This is a genomic window from Faecalibacillus sp. (assembly GCF_047023275.1).
In the GTDB taxonomy this organism is placed as follows: domain Bacteria; phylum Bacillota_I; class Bacilli_A; order Erysipelotrichales; family Coprobacillaceae; genus Faecalibacillus.
In genome coordinates, this window is record NZ_JBKYAR010000006.1 from 1 (window position 1) to 12,349 (window position 12,349).

17 protein-coding genes and 1 pseudogene are annotated in these 12,349 nt (G+C 32.2%); 6 read left to right on the plus strand and 12 right to left on the minus strand.

All coding sequences use genetic code 11. From position 1 onward, the window contains the following. Window positions 1-317, minus strand: a pseudogene (locus ACLVEP_RS03050) (hypothetical protein); the annotation flags it as partial. A 185-nt stretch (window positions 318-502) separates the two neighbouring features. Continuing rightward, complete coding sequence (locus tag ACLVEP_RS03055) at window positions 503-697, minus strand: helix-turn-helix domain-containing protein (RefSeq protein WP_412582744.1); 195 nt, start codon at window positions 695-697, stop codon at window positions 503-505. Between the two features lie 256 nt (window positions 698-953). Here ACLVEP_RS03055 and ACLVEP_RS03060 point away from each other — a divergent pair, with 256 nt between their 5' ends. From ACLVEP_RS03060 to ACLVEP_RS03070, 3 genes are all read left to right on the plus strand, one after another. After that, window positions 954-1,619 carry a helix-turn-helix domain-containing protein gene (locus tag ACLVEP_RS03060; RefSeq protein WP_257414462.1) on the plus strand — a complete coding sequence of 222 codons (666 nt, stop codon included), beginning with the start codon at window positions 954-956 and terminating at the stop codon, window positions 1,617-1,619. A gap of 22 nt (window positions 1,620-1,641) precedes the next feature. Next, on the plus strand, window positions 1,642-2,049 hold the full coding sequence (locus ACLVEP_RS03065) for a DUF4236 domain-containing protein (RefSeq protein WP_412582849.1): 408 nt from the start codon (window positions 1,642-1,644) through the stop codon (window positions 2,047-2,049). Between the two features lie 274 nt (window positions 2,050-2,323). Next, entirely contained in the window at window positions 2,324-3,376 is a 1,053-nt protein-coding gene (locus ACLVEP_RS03070; RefSeq protein WP_412582745.1) for a tyrosine-type recombinase/integrase, read from the plus strand. A 45-nt stretch (window positions 3,377-3,421) separates the two neighbouring features. On the opposite strand, the gene ACLVEP_RS03075 is transcribed toward ACLVEP_RS03070, so the two are convergent. The 3 genes from ACLVEP_RS03075 to rplM form a co-directional block, all read right to left on the minus strand. Continuing rightward, window positions 3,422-3,730, minus strand: coding sequence for a hypothetical protein (locus tag ACLVEP_RS03075; RefSeq protein WP_412582746.1), 309 nt, complete (start codon window positions 3,728-3,730; stop codon window positions 3,422-3,424). Window positions 3,731-3,958: 228 nt separating this feature from the next. Beyond that, window positions 3,959-4,351: a 30S ribosomal protein S9 gene (rpsI, locus tag ACLVEP_RS03080; RefSeq protein WP_022002675.1), complete on the minus strand. Its 393-nt coding sequence runs from the start codon at window positions 4,349-4,351 to the stop codon at window positions 3,959-3,961. Window positions 4,352-4,362: 11 nt separating this feature from the next. Next, window positions 4,363-4,800 (minus strand): 50S ribosomal protein L13, encoded by a 438-nt coding sequence (gene rplM / locus ACLVEP_RS03085; protein ID WP_022002676.1) that lies wholly within the window; start codon window positions 4,798-4,800, stop codon window positions 4,363-4,365. Window positions 4,801-5,056: 256 nt separating this feature from the next. On the opposite strand from rplM, the gene ACLVEP_RS03090 reads away from it, so the two are divergent. Further along, window positions 5,057-6,439, plus strand: coding sequence for an ISNCY family transposase (locus ACLVEP_RS03090; protein WP_412582851.1), 1,383 nt, complete (start codon window positions 5,057-5,059; stop codon window positions 6,437-6,439). 77 nt (window positions 6,440-6,516) lie between these two features. Here ACLVEP_RS03090 and ACLVEP_RS03095 read toward each other — a convergent pair whose 3' ends face one another. The 6 genes from ACLVEP_RS03095 to ACLVEP_RS03120 form a co-directional block, all read right to left on the minus strand. Beyond that, the gene (locus ACLVEP_RS03095; RefSeq protein ID WP_412582748.1) at window positions 6,517-6,708 is read right to left on the minus strand and encodes a PspC domain-containing protein; all 192 of its coding nucleotides are present in this window, start codon (window positions 6,706-6,708) and stop codon (window positions 6,517-6,519) included. A 2-nt stretch (window positions 6,709-6,710) separates the two neighbouring features. After that, window positions 6,711-7,469, minus strand: coding sequence for a DUF4097 family beta strand repeat-containing protein (locus ACLVEP_RS03100; RefSeq protein ID WP_412582750.1), 759 nt, complete (start codon window positions 7,467-7,469; stop codon window positions 6,711-6,713). Window position 7,470: 1 nt separating this feature from the next. Next, window positions 7,471-8,079: a DUF1700 domain-containing protein gene (locus tag ACLVEP_RS03105; RefSeq protein ID WP_412582752.1), complete on the minus strand. Its 609-nt coding sequence runs from the start codon at window positions 8,077-8,079 to the stop codon at window positions 7,471-7,473. Then, window positions 8,072-8,398, minus strand: coding sequence for a PadR family transcriptional regulator (locus ACLVEP_RS03110; protein WP_318000718.1), 327 nt, complete (start codon window positions 8,396-8,398; stop codon window positions 8,072-8,074). Before ACLVEP_RS03110 ends, ACLVEP_RS03105 begins: the two co-directional genes overlap by 8 nt. Window positions 8,399-8,493: 95 nt before the next feature. Further along, complete coding sequence (locus tag ACLVEP_RS03115; RefSeq protein ID WP_318000719.1) at window positions 8,494-9,225, minus strand: alpha/beta hydrolase family protein; 732 nt, start codon at window positions 9,223-9,225, stop codon at window positions 8,494-8,496. Window position 9,226: 1 nt separating this feature from the next. Then, window positions 9,227-9,466: a hypothetical protein gene (locus tag ACLVEP_RS03120; protein ID WP_412582753.1), complete on the minus strand. Its 240-nt coding sequence runs from the start codon at window positions 9,464-9,466 to the stop codon at window positions 9,227-9,229. Window positions 9,467-9,654: 188 nt separating this feature from the next. Between ACLVEP_RS03120 and ACLVEP_RS03125 the strand changes: the two genes are divergently transcribed. After that, window positions 9,655-9,891 (plus strand): helix-turn-helix transcriptional regulator, encoded by a 237-nt coding sequence (locus ACLVEP_RS03125; protein WP_318000721.1) that lies wholly within the window; start codon window positions 9,655-9,657, stop codon window positions 9,889-9,891. 130 nt (window positions 9,892-10,021) lie between these two features. After that, complete coding sequence (locus ACLVEP_RS03130; RefSeq protein WP_412582119.1) at window positions 10,022-11,383, plus strand: ISL3 family transposase; 1,362 nt, start codon at window positions 10,022-10,024, stop codon at window positions 11,381-11,383. Between the two features lie 72 nt (window positions 11,384-11,455). On the opposite strand, the gene thrB is transcribed toward ACLVEP_RS03130, so the two are convergent. After that, entirely contained in the window at window positions 11,456-12,349 is an 894-nt protein-coding gene (gene thrB, locus ACLVEP_RS03135; protein WP_412582754.1) for a homoserine kinase, read from the minus strand.

Here is a 12,349-nt window from a genome sequence, read left to right on the forward strand (position 1 = left end):
CAAAGACCTGCATTTCCTTTTCCAAGGTTGACCATTCTTAAAACATCTTCCCAACTGATTTCTTCAACAATCTGAATCTTGTTGGTGCAACATTTGCTGTCATCTGATTCTTCATCAATTTCACCCAATGCAATGACCTTTGCAACTTTGTTGTCATGATTGAATGAATAATAATTGAAACAGTCCTTTAATTCTTTGCAAAAATGAAATCCCCTATTGCAACAAGAAGGTGTGACATCTTCTTCAAATGTCTTTCCTACTTCATATTGAAACCCCCTGCATGTCCAATCAGGTTCAAAAACTTTATAACCTTCCATAATGTTCTCCTTTCTATGACACAGTGATTCCTGTGTGTTCTGTGAATTTTTGTGGACTGATGTAATAAGTCCATTGTGTTGACATCTTGACTGCATAACCAAAAGGGAAGATTCCCTTCTGAAGACCTATCCTGATGAACTGTTCTGACACATTCATCAGTTCTGCAACTTCTGAAACTGATATTCTATTCTTCATAATCATCTGTGTCAGTGATTTCAAGGAACTCTTTAATTCTCTGAAGCTGTTCCTGATTGGTTCTTTTACCTTTCAGCAAATCAGATACATAAGAAATTGTGATTCCCAATTCATTTGCAAGGTCTGTCATTGTCATATCCCTATCAATCAATGCATGTCTGACCTGCTTTTCAAATTCTGACATCATTTTCACCTACCTTTCTTATATAATTTGTTCAGCAAGTGCGTAAAGATTCAGCATAAAATATTGACAAATTGCTGAAGATGTTCTATCATATGAAGTACTACCAACATATATTTAAAACATCAAGCGACTTTTGTTTATATCAGTCTGCTGAATTAGTTCTGCACCTGACACTATGTATATTAGCAGTTCTTCAGCAGTTTGTCAACACTTTTCGCTGAATTTATTCTGCACTTTTTTAGAAAGGGGAATTGCTATGGAATTTATAGACAGAATCAACCAATTATGTAAGGAAAGAAAGATTTCAAAAAGACAGTTAGAAAGGGAAGCAGGTCTTGGTGCAGGGTCATCATCTAAGTGGAAGACATTCACACCAAATAATACAACCATGACCAAACTTGCAAATTACTTTGGTGTTTCAATCAGTTATCTGACAGGTGAATCAGATTATAAATCAGAACAAGAAGCTGTGTGGGATGCACAGTATAATTCAGAAGCATTATCAGATGAATCAACAAGGATTGAAAAAGGATGCAGGATTCCTGTTCTTGGTCAGGTAGTTGCAGGGATTCCAATTGAAGCTATTGAAGAAGTATTGGATTGGGAAGAAATACCATTCAGACTTGCACAGACAGGTGAATTCTTTGGTCTTCAGGTCAAAGGTGATTCAATGTCACCAAGAATTCAAGAAGGTGATGTTCTGATTGTCAAACAACAGTCTGATGCAGAATCAGGTGACATTGTAATTGCACAAGTGAATGGTGACAGTGCTTGTGTGAAGAAGCTGTTGAAACAGGATGATGGAATTGTTCTTCAATCTTTCAATCCTACATATGCACCAATGTACTTTTCCAACAAAGACATCATTGAAAAGCCTGTTCAAATCATTGGAAGGGTTATTGAAAACAGACAGAAATTCTAAGAAGGGATGTGATAATATGTCAATGCGATTCAGGAAGACAATCAAATTGGGGAAAGGTGTGAATCTGAATTTCAATAAGAATTCTGTTGGAATATCTGTTGGAAGTAAAGCAGGAAGAATCACTGTGAATTCTAAAGGAAGAAAGACAACAACCATGCATACACCAATCAAAGGTGTCAGTTTTGTCAATACACAGTCATCATCAAATAAAACACCTTCAGAAGCTGTTTATATTCCACCAAAAGAAAAGAAGGAACTGAAGACAAGCAAAGGAATGATGATTGCAACAATATTTCTTGGATGGTTAGGTGTCCAAAGATATGCATCAGGTCAAATTGGTTTAGGGATTCTTTACACTTTGACCTTTGGACTGTTTGGAATCGGATGGATTTATGATATTTACAAAGAAATCAAGTCAGTTCTGTTCTAGGTGTTCTTTGTGTTCTTGGTGTTTTATCTAAAATACTTTTATAAAATAGTATGAAACACTAAGAAGATAAGAAAAAAATAAATATATAATAGTAGTAAAACACAAAGAACAGCAAGAACAGCGAACAACCAAGAACAAAAAAAAATAAGACCCAACTATTGGAAGTAGTCAGGTCTTATCAAAGGATTGTGCTATACACACAAATTTAACCAAGATAAGTATAACACAACCCTTTGTTAAAGTCACCCAATTTTAAGAAAGGATGTGTTTATTTATGCGTTTACCAAATGGTTTTGGAAGTGTTTATAAGTTATCAGGAAATAGAAGGAAACCTTGGGTTGCAAGGAAGACAACAGGATGGACATTTGATGAAGAAAAACAGAAGTCTTATCCCATCTATGCTTTTGTTGGATATTATGAAAGTAGAAAGGAAGCATTGACCGCCCTTGCAGAATACAACAAAGACCCTTATGATTTGCATCACAACACAATCACCTTTGCTGAAGTATTTGAAAAGTGGTCTGAACTGCATTTTCCAAAGGTGTCAGAATCAAATGTGAAAGGATATAAAGCATCATTTAGAACCTGTGAGAAATTGCACAACATGAAGTTTGTGGAAATTAAACTTGACCACCTGCAACAGGCAGTTGATGAATCAGGGAAGAACACACCAACACTGAAGAAGATGAAAATCATGTTTGGTCTGATGTATGACTATGCAGTGATGCATGAAATTGTGACTGCTGATAAAAGGGACATGGTCAGATATGTTGATATCACTAAGGCAGGAAACCCAAATGCATACAACAGGAAACCATTCAACAAGAAGCAAATCAACATGGTTTGGAAGGTCAAGGATTCCAATACATATTATTCTGTCATCCTGATGTTGATATATACAGGGGTCAGAATTGGTGAATTGCTTGACCTGAAGAAGGAAGATGTTCATCTTGATGAAAGATGGTTCTATGTAAGGGAATCAAAAACAGAATCAGGAATCAGGGAAGTTCCAATTGCAGAAAAGGTTGTCCCATTCTTCCAGTATTGGTTAGACAGGGATTGTGAATATCTGATTTGCACACCTGATGATAAGCATTTCTTATACAGAAACTATTATGACAGCTATTGGACACCATTGATGGAAGAATTGAAACTTCAGCACCGCCCACATGACACAAGACACACCTGTGTTTCACTGCTTACTGAAGCAGGTGTTGATGAGAGAATCATCAAGAAGATTGTTGGTCACAAGGGTCAAGGTGTCACAGAAACAGTGTACACACATATTGAATTACCATTCAAACTTGAAGCTATAAACAAGATATAAAATAAAAGACCTGATATAACAAATCGTTATATCAGGTCTTATTTCTTAATAGTAATAATAAAAGAATTTCACCACTGCTTTGACTGCCATTTTGATTCCTTCTTCAATGTCTGAAAAATCATCATAGAATTCATTTCCATAAAGCAGATAACCAACTGATTCTTGCCATCCATTTACATCTTTGATGCTAATGTCTTTTTCTTCACCTTGGTTTAATCTGATTTCAAATCTTATTGAAGAATCATAGTCATTTGTAATTGCTATCAGATTCTTTGTATTTTCTACTACTTCCCATTTGATGTCTTTATTTTCATTATGTTCTTTGATTATTGCTAAGATATTTCTTTTTGTCATGATTGAATCCATCCTTTCACTGCTGAATTACTTCAGTTCTTATACTAAGTATTATAGCAGTTTTTCAGCACTTGTCAATAATTTCCGCTGAATTTCTTCACTTTTCTTGTTTCTAGTGTGTAACTATTGTGTTACTATTAGACACAAATTCTTAGATTTTGACAAAAAGAAAAGACCCAAGGAATGTTGAATTTCCTTGGGTCTTCTGTATTCTCTGACAGTCTTGAACTATCGTTTTGAGAATTGTGGAGCACGACGTGCTTTTTTAAGACCATATTTTTTACGTTCTTTAACACGTGAATCACGAGTTAAGAATCCTGCAGCTTTTAATGTTGGTCTGTAATCGTCACCAGCTTGTAATAAAGCTCTAGCAACACCATGACGGATTGCACCAGCTTGTCCTGAGTACCCTCCACCATAAACATTAACAGTTACATCAAATTTGTCTTTAGTGTTTGTTAATTCTAATGGTTGATTAACGATCATGTTTAATACGTCTGATGCTAAATATTCTCTAGCTTCTTTTCCATTAATAACGAAGTTTCCTGTACCTGGTGTTAAGATAACACGTGCTACAGAAGATTTTCTTCTACCTGTTCCTCTATATTGTACGTTTGCCATTATCTTTCACCTTACCCTTTCACTTTCATTTCTACTGGATTTTGTGCTGCATGAGGATGTTTATCACCAGCATAAACAAATAATTTCATTCCTTGTTTTCTACCTAAAGTGTTATGTGGTAACATACCTTTAACTGCTGCTTCAACAAATCCTGTTGGATTTTGTTCTAAGAATTGTTTAGCTGTCTTAACTTTAAGACCACCTAACCATCCTGAGTGACGGTAATATTTAGTGTTTTCTAATTTTTTACCTGTCATAACTACTTTGTCAGCATTGATAATGATTACATAATCACCAGTATCAACATGTGGTGTGTAAGTAGGTTTATTTTTCCCTCTTAACACTGTAGCAACTTCTGAAGCTAAACGACCTAATGTTTGTCCAGCTGCGTCAACTACATACCATTTTCTTTCGATTGTGGCAGCATTTGCCATTGTTGTTTGTCTCATCTTTTTCTTTTCTCCTTTGTTTATCCTTACCGGGGACTTTAAAAGGTTTTTGCCTATGAAACCTTTTTAATTATATGAAATCAACATGTCAATGTCAACAAAATAATACGACAAAATCATATTATTTTCTGATTCGAAAATGATAATGTCTTAATATATCCAATTTGATAATGTCCCACTAGTGGGACATTATCAAATCCATGTTAAACTATAACCTCAATGATTGGAGGTTATTATGAGAAAGGTTGAATTAAGAATGAATGAAGAATACAAATATAAAATCATTAAGAAACTTGTTGAAACTGATGGCAATAAAAAACGTGCCGCTTCTAAATTGAATTGTACTGTTAGAACGGTTAACAGACTCATCATTAAATATAAATCCGAGGGTAAAAGTGCTTTTATTCATGGTAATCGTGGCAGAGTCCCTTCTACTACTATTCCTCTTGATATAAAAAACAAAATTATCTCTTTTTATATCAATGAATATTCCAACGCCAATTTCTCTCATTTCTGTGAAATTGTCCATAGAGAATTCAATATTAAAATCAGTGATACTACTTTAAATAAGTGGCTTAGAGAAGAAGATATTATTTCTCCTAAAGCTAGAAGACGTACTAAGAAGCTATTAAAACAACAGTTAAAATCCAAAATGAAGAATTCCAAATCTAAAAAGATTAAAAACGATATCAAGAACTCTATCGCTTTGATTGATGAAAAAGATGCTCATCCTAGACGCCCTAGATCCAAATATGTTGGTGAAATGATTCAGATGGATGCCTCTTCTTTTCATTGGATTGATAAAGAGCTTTGGCATCTTCATGTCGCTATCGATGATGCTGATGGTAAAATCGTTGGTGCCTACTTTGATTATCAGGAAACCCTTAAAGGATACTACAATGTTCTCTATCAAATATTAACGAATCATGGCATTCCTGCTTTATTTTATACTGACAGGCGTACTGTATTTGAATATAAAAGAAAAGACAGAGCATTCGATGATGAAGATACCTTCACTCAGTTTTCCTATGCCTGTCATAATCTTGGAATTGATATAAAAACTACGAGCGTACCCCAAGCCAAAGGGAGAGTTGAAAGACTCAATCAAACATTACAGTCTCGTTTGCCTATCGAACTCAAATACGCTCGTATCACCAATATAGAGGATGCCAATAAATTCTTAAACTCCTACATAAAAAAATTCAATGATCAATTCGCTCTACAACTCAATACTACCAAATCAGTATATGAGAAGCAACCTGATATTGAAGAAATCAATCATATGCTTGCAGTATTGTCACCTAGAAAGATTGATGCTGCTCATTGTATTCGTTTTAAAAACAAATATTATTTACCAACGTCCAATGAAGGAGCTAAACGATATTTCAATAATAAAACTGATTGTATGGTTATTGAAGCTTTTGACGGCTCTCTCTATGTAAACATACTTGATACTTTATATCTTATGGAAGAAGTTCCTGAATATGAAAGATTCTCAAAAGAATTCGATGATGAACCTGACACAAAAGAAAAGAAAGTTAAAAGAAAATATATTCCTCCAATGACTCACCCTTGGAAAAGAGAGTCATACAACAATTATGTTCAAAAACAAAAGCACCGTTCTGGTGCTAATGTTTAACTTTTTTTGAGACATTTTCATTTTTGCTTGACACAAAATAATACGACAAAATCATATTATTTTGAATATTTTCCAATTTATTCAACAGAAGCTTCTGGAATAATGATTGCTGCAATAATATAAACAAGTAACCCTGTTCCAGCATACAAGCAAAGTAACACTGTTGCAAGCCTTACAAGTGAAGGATCAACATCAAAATACTCAGCCAATCCACCACAAACACCTGCTAACATTTTATCTTTTTTTGAACGATATAATCTTTTTTTCATATCTATTCCCCCTCAAAATGAATTGTGACATTTCCTAAATCTGTATCAATACTAATCTTTTTATCTCCAACAACTTCGTCTGTTTCACTTACATTTATAGAACTTAAATTTCCATCTTTATCAACATGATATTGATTTCTTGATTCAGCCATCGTTGCTTTAACATTACCCATATCATTTTCTATATCAAATGAATTTGTATTTAAATAATTCAATCTAAGATCACCCATATCATTATCAATACTTGTTTTTTCATCTACTTGAAGATGTTTAACTGTTACTTTACTAGCATCACTTTCTAAATCAAGTTTATTGCATTTTAAAGCTTCTATCGTAATATTAGATGCATCAAAATCTAAACTAGTATTATTAAATCTTATATCTTTTGGTAAATAAATAGTAACATTTCCTGCTTGTTTTTTATTATTCACCCCATCAAAAGAAATAATTGCTTTCATCCCATCATATTTAAAATCATAATCACTATCTACATTATCTGCTTTAACTTTAATAACTTCACCATCATAATACTTAATTATCCCATTTGTCGCAGATAACTCTAAATCTAAATCACAATTATTATCTACACTCAATTCTGTTGAAACATTTCTTGCTTTTCCATATGATCTAACTGTTACATATTTACTCATCTTTTGTACATCACTTGGTAATTCACTAATTCCATTCATAAAAAAGCCAACAATACATAAAACAATTCCTATAATCAACGAAACAAGGGCTATATGTTTATAAACCTTCATATTATCCAACCACCTTATTATAAATATTTTTACCTAAATCAATCATTGCTCTAAAAGCTTGTGGTAAATATTTGAATAAACTGACCGTCATCAATGATGTTAAATAACTTAAAGAAACTAATAACAATCCTATTCCTAAACAAATCAAACCACCTGCAATTAAGCCATCTACAAACAAACGAAAAGCAACAACACCTAATGCAACAACTGCACATAATAAACCAAAAGTCCCAAAAATACCAACACATACAATACCAATAAATAAGCCAATTGCCCCTACAATTAATCCACCAATTCCACCAACTGTTGGTAAAATAAGAAGTATGATCAATACAGCAATAATTCCTTTTAAAATACGTGTATTTTTTTCATTATAATAACTTTCCTTATTTTCATCATTTACCTTATGATGATCTTCAACACCTAATCCTTCCTTAATCATTTGTGCTACTTTCTCCGGTGATTCAAGTTCACTAATAATTTCTTGTTCATGAATACTACCAGCATCTTCAAAATAATCTTGATAATAATTCAATGCTTCTTCTCTTTCAACAGCATCAATATCTTGTAACAATTCATCTAGCCTCTTTAAAAACTCTTCTTTATTCATTATTATCCCCTCCTTTTAATAATGAACTAATCTTTTCTGTATAACTTATCCATTCATTTCTATACATCTCTAATTTATTCTTTCCATTACCTGTAATTCTATAATATCTTCTATTTCTACCATCTATTTGTTTATCATACGTCTCTAAACAATCATCTTTTTGTAATCTTCTAAGCACTGGATATAATGTTGACTCCGATACATCTATTCCTTTTCTCACATCTTGGGTAATTTTGTAACCATATGTTCCCTCTTCTTCTTTAGCGACAACACTTAAAACAATGGCATCTAACAAAGCAGCCCCTGTATTAAATATCATATTTACCCTCCTATTCTTTATGCAAGAATATTATACGACGTATAGTATTATATTGCAACAAATTTATAGGTAAAAAAAATAATGTGCTGAGCACATTATTCAAAAAACTCTAACGTTAATTTTAAAACTTGCTTAATATCAGATAGTTTGTCAAAATTATGATTACCATCTTCTATAGATATAAATTTTGTTCCCTCATGAAATAATTTCATATATTTTTTACTAATTTCATAAGGAACTGTTGTATCTTTTGTTCCATGAATCACAAGTAAATCATTTTGATAAGTATCTAATTTCTGATAAAAATCTCTTTTTAAAATATCTTCTACAAACTCATCAGAGATTTCATACCCATTATGATCATATGTTTTTGTTCTTTCAACTTGTCCTGTTAAATAATGAAGAGCATCAGGTAAATTAAAAGCCGGAGCCCATAAAACCATCTTTTTAATAACATCAGGATAAATTTTAGCAAGTTCACTAGCAACTGCTCCACCCATTGAATGACCTAAAACATAGATTTCTGTACAATTTTCCATTTTTAAACATTCTTCTAAAATTACTCTTGCACAAGAAAGTTCATCTTGGAAAGTCATATCGACAAAATTACCATCACTTTCTCCACTTCCTAAAAAGTCAAAACGAAATGATGCTATCCCTTTTGCTTCTAACATACGTGATAATTGAACATAAGAAAACTTTGTTCCTGTTTTTTGTCCCGTAAAACCATGAAAAATCAAACAAACAGGATGTTTGTCTTGATTAGGTTTATGAAAAAAACCTCTAAGTGTACCTTTAGGTGTAGGAATTTCACAATAATGTTGCATTTTATAATCCCTCATGTGCTTTCTTAATTCTTCTAATACCACCCATTGTGACATATTGCTTAGTAATATCTACAATATTTTCTTTTTTAAAATCTCCACCTATAAAAAGACAAGTATCCATAATTTCATTTGTTACAATTGTAAGCATTTCATCAGATAATTCCTCTGGAATTTCATTTCTTACAATTTCTTTACATTCATCTATATATTCAGTTTTATCAATTTCTGTAATACCTTCCATATTAATACCTCCATATATTTTTCATTATAACAAATAATATGTCTAAATGATGAATTTATCAAAAAAAAGACCAAATTGTTCCATTTCAACAATTTAGAATAATCCTTACATATAATGAAAATATGCATATATTAATTTCTATTAAGGCTATGATTAAATAGTGTTGGTAGTGATAGAAAGGTAGTAGAATGAAAGTAAATAAGAAGTATGTATATATAAATTTAAAAAATATAAGAGAGGATAAAGATTTAAAGCAAAAAGATATTGCTAAATTAATTAATGTATCTCCGCGTACATATTCTCACTATGAAAACACTGAAAGAGAAATTCCAATGGAGACATGGAAACAACTTTCTAAACTTTTAGATGTAAGTATAGATTATCTAAGTATCATAGCAGAAAAAAAGAAAGATAAGGAGAAATAAATTCGGCTCTATACTAAAACTGGAGGGGAAATATATCCTGCTCCAGTTTTCTTATATTTAAATAGACATAGCTTTCATACCGTTTTACAATTTAAATGACCAAAAATAAATAGAAAAGAGGTATTCCACTATGTCCAATTTGAATTATATCAATGATTTATTTAAATCTCTAGATTTTCCTGATAATTTATCTGATTATTTTATTCCTGTCCCTTATGAGGACTCTGATTCTTGCTTTAGATATGGTCTTGATAAGCATGGTCACCATTCTAAATTTATTAGACTTAGATCTGTTCTTAAAGATAATTTCGTCTGTCCTCATTGCGGCGTTATCGAACATCATGAATCTAAAGGTTTACGTAAGATTTCCCTGTCTCATATTGCCAATGGTCATCAAAGATTCGTTATTGAGGTTGAATACAGAAGATATTTCTGTCATTCATGTCATTCTTATTTTAAGGATGATATCCCTTTTAAATTTAAAAATACTAGAATGACTTCTTCTGCTGCTCATGCCTGCCTGATTCAATTTAGAGAGAATACGGCCATGGCCGTTATTTCTCGTATGATGGGTGTTTCTAAATCTTCTGTATACAGAATATTTTTTCATCACATCAAAGTAAAAGAACGATTCTATCATCTTAAGTCTGTTATTTCTATTGATGAATTTAAAGCAACCACTGATAAAGGAACTTATGCTTTTCATATTACCGATCCTATCAACGGCAAAACTCTTGATATTATTGAAGACAGAAAAGAACGCAGTCTAAGAAACTATTTTCTTAGATTTCCCTATAAAGAAAGAAAAAAAGTAAGGATCATCATTATGGATCTTTCCAATCCTTTTCGTTGTATCATGCAGCGTCTTTTTCCCAATGCTTCTATTATCGCTGATCGTTTTCATTATGTAAAATTATTCGGTGAATGTCTAAAAAGAAGCAGACTGGATACCTGTTCTTCATTAAAAAATGAAAAGATAGCCAAATCTATTAAGAAAAATCTTCATCTTTTTGACAAATATAGAAAGGATCTTGATGATCAAACAGAATGGTATGATCGTCATTTAAAAAAACACTTTACCTGCAGAACATATGTTGAACATATATTTGAACAGGATGGTACAGATGAATTCTACCAGAGCTATATGATCTATCAGAATCTGTTGAAACTCATCCATGAAAAGCACAATGATTACAAGAAAGAATTGAATAACTGGCTGAACCATATATTTGAAACAAATAATACATATTTTATTTCGTCTGCAAAAAACATAAGAAAGAACTGGTTTGTGCCAATACTTAAGTCACTTACATACAAAGCAATCTATGTTAGAAACGATAAAACATATGAAACAAGTTTTAATAATGGTTTTATTGAAAGTATGAACAACAAGGTCAAGCTTGTAAAACGAAATGCCTATGGCTACAGATATTTTTATAATTTAAGAAAGAGGATTCTTCTTCATCTTGGGTTCTCATATGAATTTGAGTAAAAGAAAAGAGATAGCTTTCGCTATCTCTTAAGCCCCTCCACTATTGACACGGAGCCAATAAATTCTCCTTATCTATTCATAATCACAAGTATAACCTTTATGATCTAATTCTAATTTAATAACTTCCCAATCATTTAATAATGATCCTAGTTCTTCTTTTAAACGAACAACACCCATTTTATCTTCTTCACGAATGACTGCCATTAAAGTAGGTCCTGCTCCTGATAAATAACATCCTAAAACATTTTCATCCGCTTCTAACACTTTCATGATTTCATCATAATTATGAATTAATTTACCACGATATGGTTGATGTAAACGATCTTTAAATCCTAATTTTAATCCATCATCATAACCATTAATTAAAGAAGCAACAACAAGTGCTAAATGTGAAACATTTTTAATAGCATCTTGACGATCTAATGTTTGTGGTAATACTTTACGTGATTCTTCAGTAGATAAAGTAAATGGTGGAATTAAAGCTACAAAACGATATTCATGTTTTACAGGAATATTTAATGTAAGTACTTGTTCTTCTTCCATTACTGAAACTGTTAAACCACCAAAAATAGCTGGTGCAACGTTATCTGGATGACCTTCAATCTTTGTTGCAAGTTCAAGAATTTCTTGACGGTCATCTGTTTTATCTTTAAAAGCAAAAGCTCCAACGATTCCTGCCACAATACATGTTGAACTACTTCCAAGACCTCTTGTATAAGGAACTTGACTTTCACAATGAATATTGACTCCTTTAAAATCTAATCCACAACTTTTAGCTGCTTGACTAAAAGCTTGATATGTTAAGTTTTCTTCATTACAGAATTGTGTTGGACATCCTGTAATATTTAATCCACCTTCATTCAATTCAAAAGTAAAGGTGTTATATAAAGTTAACGCTAATCCAGCAACGTCAAATCCTGGTCCTAAATTGGCACTTGTTGCTGGTACTTTGACTTTGACTTTCAT